The sequence below is a fragment of the Streptomyces sp. NPDC031132 genome (genome assembly GCF_055570595.1).
Genome location: NZ_JBVIGX010000001.1, coordinates 221893 through 238531, shown reverse-complemented (window position 1 = coordinate 238531; position 16639 = coordinate 221893). Strand labels below are relative to the sequence as shown.

16 protein-coding genes and 1 pseudogene are annotated in these 16639 nt (G+C 72.3%); 8 read left to right on the top strand and 9 right to left on the bottom strand.

Annotation, left to right across the window (positions count from 1 at the left end; genetic code table 11):
• Positions 1 to 273: 273 nt before the first annotated feature.
• Positions 274 to 1047: a protein phosphatase 2C domain-containing protein gene (locus ACZ49B_RS01095; protein WP_468299219.1), complete on the top strand. Its 774-nt coding sequence runs from the start codon at positions 274 to 276 to the stop codon at positions 1045 to 1047.
• Positions 1048 to 1091: 44 nt separating this feature from the next.
• Here the strand turns inward: ACZ49B_RS01095 and ACZ49B_RS01090 are convergent, their stop codons facing one another.
• From ACZ49B_RS01090 to ACZ49B_RS01070, 5 genes and pseudogenes are all read right to left on the bottom strand, one after another.
• The gene (locus ACZ49B_RS01090; RefSeq protein ID WP_468299217.1) at positions 1092 to 1544 is read right to left on the bottom strand and encodes a MarR family winged helix-turn-helix transcriptional regulator; all 453 of its coding nucleotides are present in this window, start codon (positions 1542 to 1544) and stop codon (positions 1092 to 1094) included.
• A 128-nt stretch (positions 1545 to 1672) separates the two neighbouring features.
• The gene (gene lon / locus ACZ49B_RS01085) at positions 1673 to 4069 is read right to left on the bottom strand and encodes an endopeptidase La (RefSeq protein WP_468299215.1); all 2397 of its coding nucleotides are present in this window, start codon (positions 4067 to 4069) and stop codon (positions 1673 to 1675) included.
• 138 nt (positions 4070 to 4207) lie between these two features.
• Positions 4208 to 4960, bottom strand: a complete 753-nt coding sequence (locus ACZ49B_RS01080; RefSeq protein WP_468299213.1) for a DUF4097 family beta strand repeat-containing protein — start codon at positions 4958 to 4960, stop codon at positions 4208 to 4210.
• A gap of 86 nt (positions 4961 to 5046) precedes the next feature.
• Entirely contained in the window at positions 5047 to 5589 is a 543-nt protein-coding gene (locus tag ACZ49B_RS01075; RefSeq protein WP_468299839.1) for a DinB family protein, read from the bottom strand.
• A pseudogene (locus tag ACZ49B_RS01070) lies at positions 5581 to 6444 on the bottom strand (sulfurtransferase); the annotation flags it as partial. The pseudogene ACZ49B_RS01070 and the gene ACZ49B_RS01075, both read right to left, overlap by 9 nt.
• Before the next feature lie 152 nt (positions 6445 to 6596).
• Between ACZ49B_RS01070 and ACZ49B_RS01065 the strand changes: the two are divergent.
• From ACZ49B_RS01065 to ACZ49B_RS01055, 3 genes are read left to right on the top strand one after another with little or no spacing between them, the layout of a single operon-like run.
• The gene (locus ACZ49B_RS01065; RefSeq protein ID WP_468299211.1) at positions 6597 to 7097 is read left to right on the top strand and encodes a DUF6232 family protein; all 501 of its coding nucleotides are present in this window, start codon (positions 6597 to 6599) and stop codon (positions 7095 to 7097) included.
• Positions 7094 to 7438: a hypothetical protein gene (locus ACZ49B_RS01060; RefSeq protein ID WP_468299209.1), complete on the top strand. Its 345-nt coding sequence runs from the start codon at positions 7094 to 7096 to the stop codon at positions 7436 to 7438. Before ACZ49B_RS01065 ends, ACZ49B_RS01060 begins: the two co-directional genes overlap by 4 nt.
• Before the next feature lie 30 nt (positions 7439 to 7468).
• Positions 7469 to 7996, top strand: coding sequence for a GNAT family N-acetyltransferase (locus ACZ49B_RS01055; RefSeq protein ID WP_468299207.1), 528 nt, complete (start codon positions 7469 to 7471; stop codon positions 7994 to 7996).
• Here the strand turns inward: ACZ49B_RS01055 and ACZ49B_RS01050 are convergent.
• The 3 genes from ACZ49B_RS01050 to ACZ49B_RS01040 form a co-directional block, all read right to left on the bottom strand.
• Complete coding sequence (locus ACZ49B_RS01050; protein WP_468299205.1) at positions 7993 to 8232, bottom strand: DUF397 domain-containing protein; 240 nt, start codon at positions 8230 to 8232, stop codon at positions 7993 to 7995. The two genes, ACZ49B_RS01055 and ACZ49B_RS01050, sit on opposite strands and share 4 nt — an antisense overlap.
• Positions 8229 to 9068, bottom strand: a complete 840-nt coding sequence (locus ACZ49B_RS01045; protein WP_468299203.1) for a helix-turn-helix domain-containing protein — start codon at positions 9066 to 9068, stop codon at positions 8229 to 8231. Before ACZ49B_RS01045 ends, ACZ49B_RS01050 begins: the two co-directional genes overlap by 4 nt.
• Before the next feature lie 100 nt (positions 9069 to 9168).
• Positions 9169 to 10449: a glycosyltransferase family 39 protein gene (locus ACZ49B_RS01040; protein ID WP_468299201.1), complete on the bottom strand. Its 1281-nt coding sequence runs from the start codon at positions 10447 to 10449 to the stop codon at positions 9169 to 9171.
• Between the two features lie 409 nt (positions 10450 to 10858).
• Between ACZ49B_RS01040 and ACZ49B_RS01035 the strand changes: the two genes are divergently transcribed.
• Entirely contained in the window at positions 10859 to 11227 is a 369-nt protein-coding gene (locus tag ACZ49B_RS01035; RefSeq protein WP_468299199.1) for a hypothetical protein, read from the top strand.
• 589 nt (positions 11228 to 11816) lie between these two features.
• Here the strand turns inward: ACZ49B_RS01035 and ACZ49B_RS01030 are convergent.
• Positions 11817 to 12485: a TetR/AcrR family transcriptional regulator gene (locus ACZ49B_RS01030; RefSeq protein ID WP_468299197.1), complete on the bottom strand. Its 669-nt coding sequence runs from the start codon at positions 12483 to 12485 to the stop codon at positions 11817 to 11819.
• 138 nt (positions 12486 to 12623) lie between these two features.
• On the opposite strand from ACZ49B_RS01030, the gene ACZ49B_RS01025 reads away from it, so the two are divergent.
• The 3 genes from ACZ49B_RS01025 to ACZ49B_RS01015 all read left to right on the top strand — a co-directional run bounded on the left by ACZ49B_RS01025 (position 12624) and on the right by ACZ49B_RS01015 (position 16424).
• Positions 12624 to 14393, top strand: coding sequence for a glycoside hydrolase family 3 protein (locus ACZ49B_RS01025; RefSeq protein ID WP_468299195.1), 1770 nt, complete (start codon positions 12624 to 12626; stop codon positions 14391 to 14393).
• A 214-nt stretch (positions 14394 to 14607) separates the two neighbouring features.
• Positions 14608 to 15348 (top strand): response regulator transcription factor, encoded by a 741-nt coding sequence (locus tag ACZ49B_RS01020; RefSeq protein WP_266625543.1) that lies wholly within the window; start codon positions 14608 to 14610, stop codon positions 15346 to 15348.
• On the top strand, positions 15345 to 16424 hold the full coding sequence (locus tag ACZ49B_RS01015) for a HAMP domain-containing sensor histidine kinase (RefSeq protein ID WP_468299192.1): 1080 nt from the start codon (positions 15345 to 15347) through the stop codon (positions 16422 to 16424). The genes ACZ49B_RS01020 and ACZ49B_RS01015 overlap by 4 nt, the downstream gene beginning before the upstream one ends.
• The last annotated feature ends 215 nt before the right edge of the window (positions 16425 to 16639 follow it).

Here is a 16639-nt window from a genome sequence, read left to right as displayed (position 1 = left end):
GAGCCTGACATCGCCCACCCGGCCACTCGAACGAGTGAACATCACGGATGAGTTGGCAACCAACTCGGCGGGGCGCCGTCAGAGGGCCGTCACGGGCGGGTGGTTGAAAGATCGATGGAGGCTTTGGCAATATGCCCGCCCACATCCCGCCCGGGGGCCGTGGAGCGCCCCGCAGGACGGCCGGGCGGCGGCATTCCCGCCCACTCTGCATTGGTACGGACTTTTCGGCGCATCGCAGCCGGCAGGCACATGCGGGACGGGCAGAATGTCCGCATGCGCATCGACCTCGCCTCGGCCCCCGGCCACCCGGAACGCCCCAACGAGGACTGGCTATCGGCGGCGATACCCGCTGCGGGCGGCGGAGTCCTGGTCGCCCTGGACGGGGTCACCCCGCCGGGCGGCGAGGTGGGGTGTACGCACGGCGTGCCCTGGTTCGCGGCCCGGCTCGGGGGCCGATTGACCGAACTGTCCGGATCGCGGCAGGACATGCCGCTGGCCCGGATCCTGGCGACGGCCATCCGCGAGACCGCCGACGCGCACCGCGACACCTGTGACCTTTCTCACGTGCGGACCCCGCAGGCGACGGTGGTGATGGCGCGCTGGGACGAGGCGTCCGTGGAGCACCTCGTGCTCTCGGATTCCGTACTGCTCCTCGAGGCGCCGGGGGGCGAGGTGACGCCGGTGCTCGACGACCGGCTGGACCGGATCCCGCGCGAGCTGCTGCGCACGCAGGCTTCGGCGGACGCGCTGCGCAATGCGGAGGGCGGGTTCTTCACGGCGGCCGCGGACCCGGCGGTTGCCGCCCGCGCGGTGACGGGCCGGACCCCGCGCGAGCGGGTGCGGGCGCTGGCCGCGCTCACGGACGGGGCGAGCCGCTGGACGGACACGTTCGGGGAGGGCGACTGGGCGCAGTGCCTGGCGGTGCTCCGGAAGGAGGGCGCGCAGGGCCTGATCGCCCGGGTCCGCACCCTGGAATCCGACCCGACCCGACCCCTCGCCCGCGGCAAACGCCACGACGACGCCTCGGCGGCGTACGCGGAGTTGTAGCAAGGACCCGCCCGTTCCGGCCCATCGGGCGCCCCGGCCGGAGGCTACTCCTCGCCCTGGTTCAACTGGTTGAGGAGCCTCGCCAATTCGGCCACTTCACCCCGGTCCCAGTCGGCGAGCTTCCGCATGTACTGCTCGCGCCGAGCGCCCCGCACCCGCAGGAACCGCTCCCGCCCCTCGTCCGTCAGCCCGACCAGGAAGGCCCGGCCGTCGGCCGGGTCCGGCTCGCGGGCAACCAGCCCCAGCACTTCCAGCGCCCGCAGCTGCCGGCTCATGGTGGCCTTGCCGACCCCGAAGTACGCGGCGAGCTCGGTGGCCCGCTGGCGGCCCGCGGCCTCCAGCCGGACGAGCAGCCCGTACGCGGCGGGCTCCAGCTCGGGGTGCAGGGCACGCGCCATCTCCCCGGAGGAGGCCCTGGCACGCCGGAGGAAGACGGACAGCTCCCGCTCCAGCGCAAGGAACTCCTGGTCTTCACTACCGTGCACGTCCGCTCCCATCGGTGGTGTCCTGAGGCACCAGTATTTCGCAGCGGATACGGCGACGGCCCGGGACCCCGCCTGGGGGTCCCCCCGGACGGAGTCTGGGGGAGGGGTCCCGGGCCGTACACGCGTGCGCGGGGCGGGGATCAGGCGGCCGCGGTGACCACGGCCTCCGCCTGGCTGAGCGCGAGTTCCAGGACCTGGCGCACGTCCGTCACCGGGTGCACGTCCAGCCCCTCCAGCACCTCGGACGGCACGTCGTCCAGGTCGGCCTCGTTCCGCTTCGGGATGATCACGGTGGTCAGACCCGCCCGGTGCGCGGCGAGCAGCTTCTGCTTGACCCCGCCGATGGGCAGGACCCGCCCGGTCAGCGAGACCTCGCCGGTCATGGCGACGTCGGTCCGGACCTGCCGACCCGACAGCAGCGAGGCCAGCGCCGTCGTCATCGTGATGCCCGCGCTCGGCCCGTCCTTCGGCACCGCGCCGGCCGGGAAGTGGATGTGTACGCCCCGGTCCTTCAGGTCGGCGACCGGGAGCTCGAGCTCCGCGCCGTGCGAGCGCAGGAAGCTGAGCGCGATCTGCGCGGACTCCTTCATCACGTCGCCGAGCTGCCCCGTCAGGGTGAGTCCGGCGGCCCCGGTCTCGGGGTCGGCCAGCGAGGCCTCGACGAACAGGACGTCGCCGCCCGCCCCGGTCACCGCGAGCCCGGTGGCCACGCCGGGGACGGCGGTGCGCCGCTCGGCGGGGTCCTGCGCGGACTCCGGGACGTGGTGCGGGCGCCCGATGAGCGCCCGCAGGTCGTCGGCACCGATGCTCAGCGGCAACTCCCGCTCCCCCAGCTCGTGCTGGGAGGCCACCTTGCGCAGCAGCCGCGCGATGGACCGCTCCAGGGTGCGGACGCCGGCCTCGCGGGTGTACTCGCCGGCCAGCTTGCGCAGCGCGTCCTCCTCCAGGACGACTTCCTCGGCGCCGAGGCCGGCCCGCTCCAGCTGGCGGGGCAGCAGGTGGTCGCGGGCGATGACGACCTTCTCGTCCTCGGTGTAGCCGTCGAGACGGACGAGCTCCATGCGGTCGGCGAGCGCCTCGGGGATGGCTTCCAGGACGTTGGCGGTGGCCAGGAAGACGACGTCGCTCAGGTCCAGCTCGACCTCCAGGTAGTGGTCCCGGAAGGTGTGGTTCTGCGCGGGGTCGAGGACCTCCAGCAGGGCGGCCGCGGGGTCGCCCCGGAAGTCGGACCCGACCTTGTCGATCTCGTCGAGCAGGACGACGGGGTTCATGGACCCGGCTTCCTTGATGGCCCGTACGATCCGGCCGGGCAGCGCGCCGACGTACGTACGCCGGTGGCCGCGGATCTCGGCCTCGTCGCGGACGCCGCCGAGGGCCACGCGGACGAACTTGCGCCCCATGGCGTGCGCGACGGACTCCCCGAGGGAGGTCTTGCCGACGCCGGGCGGCCCGACGAGCGCCAGCACGGCCCCGCCGCGGCGGCCGCCGATGACGCCCATGCCGCGCTCGGAACGCCGCTTGCGCACGGCGAGGTACTCGGTGATGCGGTCCTTCACGTCGCTCAGCCCGGCGTGTTCGGCGTCGAGGACGGCCCGGGCCCCGCGGATGTCGTACTCGTCCTCGGTGCGCTCGTTCCAGGGCAGTTCCAGCACGGTGTCGAGCCAGGTGCGGATCCAGGAGCCTTCCGGGGACTGGTCGCTGGACCGCTCCAGCTTGTCGACCTCCTTGAGCGCGGCCTCCCGTACCTTCTCGGGGAGGTCGGCGCCCTCGACGCGAGTGCGGTAGTCGTCGGACTCCTCGCCGTCCTTCTCGCCGTTGAGTTCGCGCAGTTCCTTGCGTACGGCTTCCAGCTGGCGGCGCAGCAGGAACTCACGCTGCTGCTTCTCGACGCCGTCCTGGACGTCCTTGGCGATGGACTCGGCGACGTCCTGCTCGGCGAGGTGGTCGCGGAGCCAGGTGATGGCCAGCTTGAGACGTGCCACGGGGTCGGCGGTCTCGAGCAGCTCGACCTTCTGAGCGACGGTCAGGAAGGGCGAGTAGCCGGAATTGTCGGCGAGGGCCGAAACGCCCTCGATCTGCTGGACCCGGTCCACGACCTGCCAGGCCCCGCGCTTCTTGAGCCAGCTGGTGGCGAGCGCCTTGTACTCCTTGACGAGCTCGGTGACGGACCCGGGCAGCGGATCGGCCAGTCTTTCGTCGACGCTCTCGCCCTCGACCCAGAGCGCCGCCCCGGGCCCGGTGGTCCCGGCCCCGATCTTGACGCGGCCGACACCGCGGATGAGCGCTCCGGGATCCCCGTCGGAGAGCCGCCCCACCTGCTCGACGGTCCCGAGCACACCGGTGCCGGCGTACTTCCCGTCGACCCGCGGAACGAGCAGCACCCGGGGCTTCCCGCTCCGGACCGCCGCCTGGGCGGCCTCGACGGCCCCCCGCACCTCGGCGTCGGACAGGTCCAGCGGAACGACCATCCCAGGCAGCACGACCTCGTCGTCGAGCGGCAGTACGGGCAGGGTGAGCGTTACGGACGTCGAAGCCATGATCTTCCCTCCGGCAGTGAAGTTGAGCTATGCCGACTCAATGCATGTGCGCCCCCCGATGTTCCCCAACCCCCGTTCGCCCCGGGCGAACACGCATTCCGACGGTGTCTGCCCGCACCGTCGGCGGCACCGAACGGCTCAGCCCGCGGGGGTGATGCGGATGTCGCCCGAGGTGGTGTGGACCGAGAGGTGGGACGGGGCCTTCGGGTTGGTGGGGAGGGTGTCCTGCTCGCCCGACGTGGTGGCGGTCGTGATCTCGTACGGGGCCTGCGGGACGGTCAGCGTGACGTCGCCCGAGCTGGTCTTCGCCGTCACCGACGTCGGGGGCTTCGCGAAGGCCAGGCGGGCGTCGCCCGAGGAGGCGTGGAGTTCCGCGGTCGGGCCGGTCAGGGCGGTGGCGGTGACCGCGCCCGACGAGGTACGGACCTTCAGGGGGCCGGTGATGCGGTCCGCCGTGACGTCGCCGGAGGAGGACGAGAGGTCCGCCGCGGCCACCCCGGCCACCGTGATGCGGCCGCTGCTGCTCTCCAGCCGGACCGTCGCCGAGGCCGGGACCTCGAGGCGGTAGTCGACGTAGCAGGTGTCAGGGCAGTTGTTCGTGAGGGTGAGGGAGCCCGCCGAGAGGTGGTGGGCCGGATCCGGCGCCTCGTCACCCCGGTAGTGGACCGTCCGGTGGATGGTGACCCCCGGGCCGGTGCCGGGGGTCACCTCGATGGAGCCGCGCCGGGCGTCCTTCACCTCGACCGCCGTGACGGCCTCGGCGACCGTCGCGTCGGCGGTCGCCGTCTTCTGCTCGGTGTCCTCGAAGGTGCAGCCGTAGAGCAGCAGTCCGGCGGCGAGGGCGACAACCACCGTCCGGCTGAAGCGGAGTGACGTGATGTGGGAAGGCATGCGCACCACTCTGGTGCGTCGCCGGGCCGCTGCCGATGGGGGCCGTACCCGGCCCCGGGGTGGGGGTAGCCCCCCCTCGGCCGGACTCAGATGCCGATCGCTCCGTCGATCCGCTCGCGCAGCAGGTCCGCGTGGCCGTTGTGGCGGGCGTACTCCTCGATCATGTGGATCAGCACCCAGCGCAGCGACACCTTCCCGCGCCACGCGTCCTCGGCCTCCACGTCCAGGTCGGGCGCGGCGTCCGTGAACGACTCCGCGAACGCCACCTCCTCCCGCCAGGCCTCCCACGCCGCAGCGACGGCCCCCGGGCCGGACACCGCACCGTCGAAGTCGCCGTCCGGGTCCGCTTCCGACGAGAACAGGGCCGGCACCTCCTGCCCGGCCAGGACCTGACGGAACCACCGGCGCTCCATGTCCGCGAGGTGGCGGACCAGGCCGAGCAGCGAGAGCGTGGACGGCTCCACGGACCGCAAAGCCATGGGCTCCGACTCCAGACCGGTGCACTTCAGCTCCAGCGTCGCGCGCTGCGCCCCCAGGACGTCCGTGAGCAGGAACCGCTCGTCGCCCGTCGCGGGTCCTGTGAAACGGTCCTCCGCGGCTTTGAAGAACTGCCCCCGCCGGCCCGTCACCGCAGGCCGCTCCGGGCGCATGGCCCAGTCCGTCCACGAGCCGTCGTACACCGCCAGGGAGGAGTAGCCGGCCAGCGTGGCTCCCAGGGCCAGGACGCACGCCGTCACTCCCGAACCGCAGCTGAAGTACAGCCGCTCCCGGTCTCCGGTCAACGCGGTGAAGGCCTCGCGGAGTTCCCCGGCGGGCCGCATCAGGCCGCCGTCGCGCTGGAGGTCCCCGAACGGCAGGTTCACCGCCCCCGGCATGTGGCCCCCGCGCAGCCCCGCCCGCGGTTCCGGGGCGGCGGCGGTGAAGCGTTCGCGCGTACGGGCGTCCAGGACGACCGCCGCCGGATCGGCGAGGGCCGCCCCGACCGCATCGGCGTCCACCAGCAGCCCCGCCCGCGGCCGGGCCGTGAAGGAGCCGCGCGGGCCCTCGTACGCCGGGCCGCACGCCTCGACGGGCAGCCCGGCGGCGGTCCACGCAGGCAGCCCGCCGTCCAGGACGGCGACCCGGTCGAAGCCCATGGCGCGCAGCATCCACCAGGCCCGGGCGCTGGAGTAGATGCCGGCGCCGTCATAGACGACGACGGCGTCGGTGTCGTCGACGCCGAGCGCGCGTATCGCCTCCTCGAACGCGGCGGCGGACGGCATGGTGTGCGGGGCCGGGGCGTCGTGGTCGGACAGGTTGCCGTCGAGGTCGAAGGGCCGCGCGCCCGGGATCCGCCGGTCCGCGCCGCGGTGGGCGCCGACGGAAGCGTCGAACACGACGAGCCCCGGCTCGCCCAGCCGGGCAGCCAGCCAGTCGGTTCCGACCAGCGGTCCGGGCAGGGCGGCGTCGGCAGCAGCGGCGTCGGCAGGGCGGGACGTGGTCATACGGCACCTCCGAGTGCGTTCGCGGGCCCGAAGACGAAGCGGCCCCGTCACGCACATCCTCCTACGAGGGCCGCTCGCTCTTGCAAAGCGGCTTGCCGGAAAGGGAGTTGACAGGGATCCTGTGCCCTACATCAAGGCTTGGGGGGAGCCGTATGGCCAGGAGTGTCGTAACCGATGTCACCGTCAGCCGAAGAGTCCTCTGGATCGGCGCGGAGGCGTATCCGCTGAACAACATCGCCCGGGCGACCACGGTCAAGGTCGACCCCGCGCGCGGACAGGCGATCGCACGCTTCGTGAAATCCGTCGTGACCGTGATCATCGTGGCGGTCGTCGCCCTCGTCGTGCTCCCGAACGGGTACTCGGACGCGGCGGCGCTCGGCGCGCTCGTGCTGCTCGGCCTCCTCGTGGCGCAATTGGGCGGCGTCATCCTGGCGAAGACGTACTACGCGCTGGTGATCGAGACCGCCGGTACGCCGAACACCGCACTCGTCACCAACGACCTGGCGCTCGTCCACGACCTCGTCCGCATGATCATGGAAGCGATCGACGACCCACAGGCCAGCTTCCACCAGCAGGTCAACAACTACATCGGACAGATCGGCGACAGCATCAACGTGTTCGGCAGGAACAACACGGGGAAGGTGGGCAATTGACCGGCAACGAGGACTTCCGGATCGGGCGGATCGGCGACGACATCCGGGTCTACGGGACGAACAACATCGGCAAGATCGGCACGCAGAACAATGCGCCGCAGAACCCGCAGGCGGCCCTCCAGGAGCTGATCAGCCTGGTCGAGGTCCTGCGGGGGCGCGTCCCGGAAGGCGACCGCGCGGACCTGGACGAATCCCTGGACACCCTCACCGAGGACGACGTGGAGCGCGGGGCGTTCCGCAGGGCGCTGGGGCGCATCTCCGGCGTCGCCCTGCTGGTCGGCGAGGTCGGAGTGCCGGTGGCCGAGGCCGTCCGCCGGGTGCTGGCGCTCACCGGCGTGTAGGGGACCGCCGCATCCGTCTAGGGTGCGGCCATGGAGCCGGAAACGATCACTGTCCTGGACGTCCGCGAGTGGACCCCCGACCCGGAGCCGGTCCACCGGATCCTGGCGGACCTGGTCGCCGGCGGCGCCGCGCTCGGCTGGGTCGACCCGCCCTCCGCGGACGAGGTCGCGCAGCTGCTCGACCACGTGCTGGAGGCTGCCCGGTCCGGGGATGCGGCCCTGCGCGTCGCCTACCTGGGCGACCGCCTCGTCGGACTGGGCTACTGGCTGCGCTACGCCCGGCCCACGCACCGCCCGCACGCCGATCTGGAGAAGCTCGCGGTGGACGCCGCGGCCCACGGGCGCGGCGTCGGCCGGGCGCTGACCGCCGCGTTGATCGAGGACGCCCGGTCCGCGGGCATCGAGGTCCTCACCCTGGACGCCCGGGGCGACAACACCAACGCCCTGGGGCTCTACCGCTCACTGGGCTTCACCGAGTACGGGCGCCTGCGCGACTTCGTCGCCGTCGGGGACCGCCGCTACGACAAGGTGTTCCACATGCAGGATCTGCGCGGCTAGCGCGCGGCCCAGGCCGTGAAATCCGCCCAGGCGGTGGGGGCCACGGCCAGGGAGGGGACGGCGAGGTCCTTCGAGTCCCGGACGTGGACGGCGTGGGCGCAGGTGGCGACCTCGACGCAGGCGCCGCCGCTGTCATTGCTATAGCTCGACTTGTGCCAGTCGTAGGCCACCTCGATGCACTGACCGCCGCTGTCGTTGCTGTAGCTGGATTTGAACCACTGCGGGGCGCCGCTCATTGCTTCTCTCCTGCCAACTGCTCGATGAAGCCCAGTGATTCACGTGGGCCAAGGGCCTGTGCGCGGATCTTCGCATACCGTTGGGAGTAGGTACTTACCTTGGTCTGGTCGCTGATCGTCAGACTCTCGTCCTGCATCTCCATATAGACCAGCCGGTCATGCCGAGGAGTTTCGACGAGATACATCCCGCCACGCATGCCTGAGTGTTCTCCGCCGAGTCCGCAGTCGAGGGGGAGCACCTGCACGTTGACGTTGCGACGCCGGGCCAGTTCGGCCAGATGCCGGTACTGATCGCGCATGACGTCTTTGCTTCCGATGTCCCGACGCAGCGCAGACTCGTCCAAGATGAGCTCGATGAACGCAACCGGCTCCCGGTCGAAGACCGCCTTACGCCCCATCCGAGCCTCGACCAGTTCCTCAACTCGCTGGTCCGAGAGCACCGGGAACCCGCCCGCCATCAGCGCGCGTGCGTATGCCTCTGTCTGGAACAGGCCGTAGATCGCTTGGGTCTCGAACAAGTACAGCGCCAGGGCTTCCCGCTCCAGCACAGCGAAGTCCTGAAAGTGCAGCGGGAACTTCTCCAGGCGGACGCACTCCCTCGCCAGCTCGAAGACACCGAGCCCTTCCCCGATCTCCTCCTCCAGCTTGACCAGCATCTCGTCGCTCGGAGGCTGCGCGCAGGTCTCCATCGCGCTGATCGCCGAGCCGGTGTAACCCGTCCTGTGCCCCAGTTCGGTCTGGGTCAGCCCCGCCCTCTGCCTCAATGCCCGCGCCAGGTGGGAGACCAGGCGGGTCGCTCCGCCGGCCGTGGCCTTGTTCTTCGCCGTCTTCGACATGCAGCTTCCCCACTCAACCGGATGCGGCACCGCTCAGGGTCAGCAAAGACGGTAGACCCGTGCAGCCACCCCGGGTCGGCGAATACGGAAAAGCGTCCCCTTACGGGCAGCGCCCCGGCTGCGCGTAGACCGCGATCCGGGCGCCCCGGACCTCGTCCGTCGAGCAGAGGTCGAAGTGCGAGGCCAGCGTCTGGCGTTTGACCGCCTCGCGGGGGTACGGGTCCGGCGGCTGGTCCGCGGGATCCAGCAGGGCCACCACCCGCGGGGCGTCCACCAGGCGGGTCCAGATCTCCTCGGTCGGGAGCTCCGCGCCCTGGAGGCTGTGCGAAGCCGCCGGGGTGCGGGCCAGGGCCAGGTCGTGCAGGCTCCCGTACAGCTGGGGCGAGGACAGCAGCCACTCGCGCCGCCGCGACGGCATGAACAGCACCGCGTCCCCCGGCCGGGCCCGTTCCCGGACCGCGGCCGCCACCGCGAGCACGTCGTCCTTGCGGCTCTCCGGGGTCCGCAGCCACACCGACCACCACCCGAACGGCACCAGCAGGGCCGCCACCAGCAGCCACGGCCACCACCCCCGCGCCGCCGCCAGCCGCGACCCCGCGAGCAGGGCGAGCCCGGCCAGCGCGTAGAGCACGTACCGGTCGACGTACCAGGGGTGGACGAGGGAGACCGTCATGAGCAGCCCGGGTGGGAGGAGGGCCAGCGGCAGCGCGACACGGACCAGCTCCCGCGGCACCGCCGGACCCCGCGCGAGCAGCAGCACCGCGACCGCAACGACCCCGAACGCCGCCCAGTCCTGCCCGCTCGGCCGCCCGAGCCAGCCCAGCTGCTGCTCCGCCTGGCGGGCGCTCACCACGGCCAGTGGCAGCAGCAGGACCACCACCGCCGCGGCGCTCCACCGCCAGCCGCGCGAGCGCCAGGCGCTGACCCCGTGCGCGAGCAGGGCCAGGACGGCGAACTCGTGCAGCCAGCAGCCGATCAGCAGGACCACGGCGTAGGCGACCCACCGCTCGCGCAGCATCAGGTGCGTCGCCCAGACCACGGCCGCCGCGACGAGCGCGTACGAGCGGCCCTCCTGGGCGTACATCTGCACCGGCGGCAGCACGGCGTAGGCCACGCCCGAGAACACTGCGGCCCGCTCCCCCGCGAGGCGGTGGGCGACGGCGGCCACCCCGGCGGCCGCGAGGGCGGTGGCGGCGACGGAGGGCAGGCGCAGCGCCCACAGGCCGCCGGTCGCCGGCCCGCCGCCGTCCCAGACCTGGAACACGGCGTGCATCAGCAGGTAGTAGAGCCCGTGCACGGCGTCTACCTGCCCGAGGAGCTCCCCGATCCCGCCGAGCGGCCGGTGCGCGACCTGCCAGGTGACGGACTCGTCGCGCCACATGCTGCCGCGGCCACCCGCGCCGGCCCGCTCCAGGCCCCAGAGGCCGAGGAGGACGGCGAGCAGCGGCGGCAGCCAGCGCCAGGCGGCGATGCGGCGGATGACGTCCTCCTGGTGCTATCTGTAGGGGTGGTGCCGACTCCATACTCGGGGTCGGTGCGAAAACCTGCGGAGGTGGGGTGTGCGCGCGTTACGAGCGGTGGCAGCGGTGCTGCTGAGTGCGGTGGCCCTGAGCGGGTGCGGTTCGGGGGGTGGCGGGTCGGACGACAAGCCGGCTGCGAGTCTCTCGTCCCGTGGCGCGGGCAGCAGCGGTGCTGCGTCCGCTTCGGCGCAGCCGTCTCCGGAACCCGGTGCGAGCGGGAGCGCCGAGCCTCCGGGGCAGAAGCCGCCGAGCACGCCGACGGCCTCGTCCGTGCCCGTTCCCCCCGCTCCGTCCTCGGCGTTGGAGCGTCTGGTCTCGGTCACGCGGAGCGGTGGGTTCGCCGGGAGGACGAGCAGTCTGCTGGTCAAGGGCGACGGGTCGTGGACCCGCCTGGACGGGCAGGCCCGGCCGGCCGGCACCGGGAAGCTGTCGGCGGACCGGCTCGAGAAGCTGCGCGCCGCGCTCCGGCAGGCGGACTTCGCGCACCTGCCCCGGGTCCCGAAGGGCGGGGCGACGATCTTCGACGGGTTCTCCTACGCCTTCGTGCACGGCGCCTACGAGGTGGCCGCCGAGCAGGGGTCGCTGACGCCGGGCCTGCAGGGCGTGCTGGACCAGCTGCCCCCGTTCGAGGCGGGGTGATCCGGCCCCGAGTGCTTTGACTTTGCCCGGGCCCCGCCGTTGACTGAAGGAAGAGCGACCACGGCAGCAGAGGTCCGCCGGGACGCCCCGCGAGAAAGGTCGCGGCCCATGTGTCGCAGACGTTCGCATGTGGTTGCGCGCACGGCCTCCGTTCTGGCCGCGCTCGCGTTGTCCCAGGTCCTCGCCGTGGGGGGATTCACCGCCCAGGCCTCACCCTCACCGCCTGCGGCCAAGGCCGCGGTGGCAGCTGCTCCGGATTTCACCTGCCCCGCCGGTGACGACCCTCAGGGGCAGGACTGCCGCAAGGGACACCGCCAGGGTTGTCCTCCGCTCCGGCCGATCCCCGATGACCCGCCGGCTCCGCAGGTGCCGCCGGGCACACGAGCACACCATCACTTCCGATGACCGAGCAGCCCTAGGGGGTGTCGTCGAAGTCCCGTCTGGCCGGCGGGGCCCGGCACGCGCGCTCGCCGCGTTGTCGTCGGTCGACGACGCGAGCGTCGCCTCCCTCCTCCGCCTTGCGATCACACGCACCAGACCCCGCCGGCCCCGCCCTCACGGGCGGACGACGCTACTTAGACGACACCCCCTAGCCCGGTGGGACGGCTGCCGGCAGGCCCGTTCCCGACGTCGAGATCCCGCGCAGCTGCCGGTCGAGGTATCCGTGCAGCCGGGCCGGCATGTCCACGGCCTCGGGGGCCAGGACCCACTGGATCTGCAGGCCGTCCATGACGGCGAGGGTCTCGCGGGCCACGGCCTCGCAGTCGGTGCCGGGCCGGAGCTCACCCCGCGCGACGCCCGCCTCCAGCAGCCGGACGTTGTGGGCGAGCACCCGGGCGTAGCGCTGCGTGAAGTACTCGTGCGCGGGGTGGCCGGGGTTGCCGGACTCGCCGACCAGCGTGTTGTACATCCGTACGAGCCCGGGTCGGCGGGCGTTGTCCGCGGCCAGGGCGACGACGGTGGCGTAGTACGCGGCGACGGACGACTCCGGCCCGCTGAACAGGCGCTCCACGTCGTGCTGCTCGCTCTGTGCCAGCACCGACAGGAGCAGGTCCTCCTTGCTGTGGAAGTGGTGCAGCAGCCCGCCCTGGGTGATCCCGCAGTCGTTGGCGATGCGGGCGAGCGAGGAGGCGTGGAAGCCCCACTGCGCGAAGTGCTCCACCGCGGTGTCGAGGATCTTCGCGCGGCGGGCGTCGCCCACCGCGTAGGTCCCGCGGCCGGCGGCCTTCGGGGCGGTCCGCTCCTTGTCCTGTGCCATGCAGCCCACCCTAGGCGCTGCCGTTTCCGGCCTCGCGAGCGCGTGATTCAGGTCACTTTTCCAAAACCTAGTGTGTACACGGTTTTCGCGCTTACGGTGAGCACCCTCCGCCGGACCGCACCCAGGAGCCGTACGCCGATGAACGCCACGCCCGACGCCATCCCCCCGTACAAGGACGCCGCTCTCCCGGTGGACCTGCGCGTGGCGGACCTGCTCTCCCGGATGACGCTGGAGGAGAAGGCCGGCCAGCTCTTCCACTCCATGCTGATGATGAATCCGGACGGCACCCCGGTCACCGAGACCGACGGCTCGATGCTCCCGTTCACCACGCCCGAGCTGGTGGGGGGCCGCTTCGTCAGCCACTTCAACCTGCTCGGCACGTACGGCGCCCGCGAGATGGCGCAGTGGCAGAACGCGGTGCAGGAGATGGCGGCCGCCACCCGGCTCGGCATCCCGGTCACGCTCTCGACCGACCCGCGGCACGCCTTCACCGACAACGTCGGCGCCTCCTTCAACGCCGGCGCGTTCTCCGCCTGGCCGGAGGCGCTGGGCCTGGCCGCGATCGGCGACCCGGAGCTGGTCTTCCGCTTCGCGGACACCGTCCGCCGCGAGTACCTGGCCGTCGGCTTCCGGGTCGCCCTGCACCCGCAGATCGACCTGGCGACCGAGCCGCGCTGGGCCCGCCAGACGGGCACGTTCGGCTCGGACGCGCAACTGACCGGCGAGCTGGTGCAGGCGTACGTCCGCGGACTCCAGGGCCCGGAGCTCGGCCCGGAGTCGGTCTCGGCGATGGTCAAGCACTTCCCGGGCGGCGGCCCCCAGAAGGACGGCGAGGACCCGCACTTCGCGCACGGCAAGGAGCAGGTCTACCCGGGCGGGATGCGCGAGCACCACCTGGAGCCGTTCCGGGCGGCCGTCGCGGCGGGCTGCGCGCAGATGATGCCGTATTACGGCCAGCCGATCGGCACGGACTGGGAGGAGGTCGGCTTCGGCTTCAACAAGGGCGTGGTCACGGGTCTGCTCCGGGAGGAGCTGGGCTTCGAGGGGATCGTCTGCACCGACTGGGGACTGCTCAACGACGCGTCGATCTTCGGCCAGGTCCACCCGGCACGGGCCTGGGGCCTGGAGCACCTGACGGTCGCCGAGCGGGCGGCCCGTGCACTGGACGCCGGGGCCGACCAGTTCGGCGGGGAGCAGTGCCCGGAGGTGATCGTGGACCTGGTGCGCTCGGGCCGGATCGCGGAGTCCCGGATCGACGTGTCGGTGGCCCGGCTGCTGCGGGAGAAGTTCGTGCTGGGTCTGTTCGAGAACCCGTACGTGGACCCCGACGCGGCGCCGGAGACCGTGGGCCGGGCCGATTTCGCGGCGGCGGGGGCGGCGGCCCAGCGCCGCTCGCTCACGGTGCTGACCAACCCCGGCGGGCTGCTGCCGGTCTCCGTGCGGCCGAAGCTGTACGTGCAGGGCGTGGACGAGGCCGTCGCTGCGGGGTACGGCGAGGTGGTGTCCGACCCGGACGCGGCGGATCTGGCCGTGCTGCGGCTGCGCACCCCGTACGAGCCGAGGGAGAACATCTTCGAGTCGTACTTCCACTCGGGCTCGCTGGCGTTCGCCGAGCCGGAGCTGTCCCGGATCCTCGCGCTCCTGGACGCCGTACCGACGCTGGTCTGCATCAACCTGGAGCGGGCGGCCGTCATCCCGGAGATCGCCGAGCGGGCGGCGGCGCTGATCGCGGACTACGGCGCCGAGGACGCCGCGCTGCTGGACGTGGCGTTCGGCCGGGCCGTGCCCGAGGGGCGGCTCCCCTTCGAGCTGCCGCGGTCGATGGCGGCGGTGGAGGCCTCGCGGCCCGATGTGCCGAACGACACCCTCGACCCCGTGTTCGAGCACGGACACGGGCTGGCTCTGTAGGGGGTCGACAAAAGCGCGCGGTGGCCGACGATCACCGCGCACCGGGTGGCCGTGCCGTGGGGGGACGGCCACCCGGCATCACCGCCCATATCCCCATTCCCGCCATAATCGGAACCGTTACTTCCGCTGCTTTCCCTGTCTGAACCCCGCATAGCCGCAGGCCGGTGGCTCCTCTACGCTGCACCCCTACCACGCGGATCTTCAGGGGCGGGAAATGGAACAGACACACACCACCCACAGCGGCGCCGCGGCCACCCCAGGCGCTCAGCGGCGCGTGCTCGTGGTCGAGGACGATCGCACGATCGCCGACGCCATCGCTGCCCGGCTGCGCGCCGAGGGCTTCCAGGTGCAGGCCGCCTTCGACGGTCCGGCCGCCGTCGCCGCGGCCGAGAGCTGGCAGCCCGAGCTGCTGGTACTCGACGTGATGCTGCCCGGCTTCGACGGCCTCGAGGTCTGCCGCCGGGTTCAGGCGCAGCGGCCGGTGCCGGTGCTGATGCTCACCGCGCGCGACGACGAGACCGACATGCTGGTCGGGCTCGGGGTCGGCGCGGACGACTACATGACGAAGCCGTTCTCGATGCGCGAGCTCGCGGCGCGGGTCCACGTCCTGCTGCGGCGCGTGGAGCGGGCCACCCTGGCCGCCACCGCCCCGCGCGGGGCCACCCTGCGCCTGGGCGATCTGGAGATCGACCACGCGCAGCGCCGGGTCCGGGTGCAGGCCGAGGACGTGCACCTGACGCCGACCGAGTTCGACCTGCTGGTGTGCCTGGCCGGCACCCCGCGGGCGGTGCTCTCCCGGGAGCAGCTGCTCGCCGAGGTGTGGGACTGGGCCGACGCGTCCGGGACCCGTACGGTCGACAGCCACATCAAGGCCCTGCGCCGCAAGATCGGGGCGGAGCGGATCCGTACGGTCCACGGCGTCGGGTACGCCCTGGAGACACCGGCCCAGACATGAGCGGCGGGCGCCCGGCGGGAGGGCTGAGGCCGTTCTCCCCGTTCTCGATCAAGACCAAGCTGGGCACGCTCGTCGTGGTCTCGGTCTTCATCACGACGGGGCTGCTGATGGTGGCCCTGCGCACGGACACCGAGCTGCGGTTCATCACGGTGTTCTCGGTGATCGCCTCGATGCTGATCACGCAGTTCGTGGCGCACAGCCTGACGGCGCCGCTCGACGACATGACCCGGGTGGCCCGGGCGATATCCCACGGGGACTACACGCGCCGGGTGCGCGGGGCGGGGCGCCGCGACGAGCTGGGCGACCTGGCGTCCACGATCAACCTGATGGCGGACGACCTCGAGGCCGTCGACCGGCACCGCAAGGAGCTGGTCGCCAACGTCTCGCACGAGCTGCGCACGCCGATCGCGGCGCTGCGGGCGGTGCTGGAGAACGTGGTGGACGGGGTCTCCGAGGCCGATCCGGAGACCATGCGGACGATGCTGAAGCAGACCGAGCGCCTCGGCCGGCTCGTGGAGACCCTGCTGGACCTGTCCCGGGTGGACAACGGGGTGGTCCCGCTGAAGGCCCGCCGCTTCGAGGTGTGGCCGTACCTGTCGGGGGTCCTGAAGGAATCGGGCCTCGCGGCCGCCGGCCGGCCGGGCCTGCTCTCCGGCTCCGGCGGGCACACCCGCAACGACGTGCACCTGCACCTGGACGTGTTCCCGCCCGAGCTCACGGCGTACGCGGACGCCGAGCGCCTGCACCAGGTGGTGGCGAACCTGATCGACAACGCGGTCAAGCACAGCCCGCCGCACGGCCGGGTCACCGTCCGTGCCCGGGCCGGCGACGCACCCGGCAGTCTCGCGCTGGAGGTACGGGACGAAGGCCCCGGCATCCCCGAGGCGGAGCGGCACCGGGTCTTCGAGCGGTTCAACCGGGGCAGCGCGAACGGCGGCGACGGCGGTACCGGACTGGGCCTGGCCATCGCCCGCTGGGCCGTCGGCCTGCACGGAGGGCACATCGGGGTGGCCGAATCGTCACGCGGCTGCCGGATCCTCGTCACGCTTCCGGGCAGCTCGCAGGCGTCACATTGACGTAGGGTTCGAGTGGGTAGGACATGATCTCGGCCACACGTGCCCGGGGTCCGTCAGGGGTGCGAAGCCATGGGGGCCGCAACCACGGTGCCCCCTACCCGAACCAGGCTGGTTTCCCGCCATTCAGGGCGGCGAAACCCGCCGTTCGATGTGACCTACATGACGTAAGTCCCGCCCGGTCTGCATCCAGCGGCCAGGGAGGCGTAGCCTTTATT

Excerpts from the sequence above, each read along its gene's own strand:
- ACZ49B_RS01030 (WP_468299197.1), bottom strand. The coding sequence starts at position 12,485 with ATGGCACAGGACAAGGAGCGGACCGCCCCGAAGGCCGCCGGCCGCGGG.
- ACZ49B_RS01055 (WP_468299207.1), top strand. The coding sequence starts at position 7,469 with ATGGAGCCGGAAACGATCACTGTCCTGGACGTCCGCGAGTGGACCCCC.
- ACZ49B_RS01095 (WP_468299219.1), top strand. The coding sequence starts at position 274 with ATGCGCATCGACCTCGCCTCGGCCCCCGGCCACCCGGAACGCCCCAAC.
- ACZ49B_RS01015 (WP_468299192.1), top strand. The coding sequence starts at position 15,345 with ATGAGCGGCGGGCGCCCGGCGGGAGGGCTGAGGCCGTTCTCCCCGTTC.
- ACZ49B_RS01065 (WP_468299211.1), top strand. The coding sequence starts at position 6,597 with ATGGCCAGGAGTGTCGTAACCGATGTCACCGTCAGCCGAAGAGTCCTC.
- ACZ49B_RS01045 (WP_468299203.1), bottom strand. The coding sequence starts at position 9,068 with ATGTCGAAGACGGCGAAGAACAAGGCCACGGCCGGCGGAGCGACCCGC.
- ACZ49B_RS01025 (WP_468299195.1), top strand. The coding sequence starts at position 12,624 with ATGAACGCCACGCCCGACGCCATCCCCCCGTACAAGGACGCCGCTCTC.
- ACZ49B_RS01020 (WP_266625543.1), top strand. The coding sequence starts at position 14,608 with ATGGAACAGACACACACCACCCACAGCGGCGCCGCGGCCACCCCAGGC.
- ACZ49B_RS01040 (WP_468299201.1), bottom strand. The coding sequence starts at position 10,449 with ATGTGGCGCGACGAGTCCGTCACCTGGCAGGTCGCGCACCGGCCGCTC.
- ACZ49B_RS01090 (WP_468299217.1), bottom strand. The coding sequence starts at position 1,544 with ATGGGAGCGGACGTGCACGGTAGTGAAGACCAGGAGTTCCTTGCGCTG.
- ACZ49B_RS01050 (WP_468299205.1), bottom strand. The coding sequence starts at position 8,232 with ATGAGCGGCGCCCCGCAGTGGTTCAAATCCAGCTACAGCAACGACAGC.
- ACZ49B_RS01080 (WP_468299213.1), bottom strand. The coding sequence starts at position 4,960 with ATGCCTTCCCACATCACGTCACTCCGCTTCAGCCGGACGGTGGTTGTC.
- lon (WP_468299215.1), bottom strand. The coding sequence starts at position 4,069 with ATGGCTTCGACGTCCGTAACGCTCACCCTGCCCGTACTGCCGCTCGAC.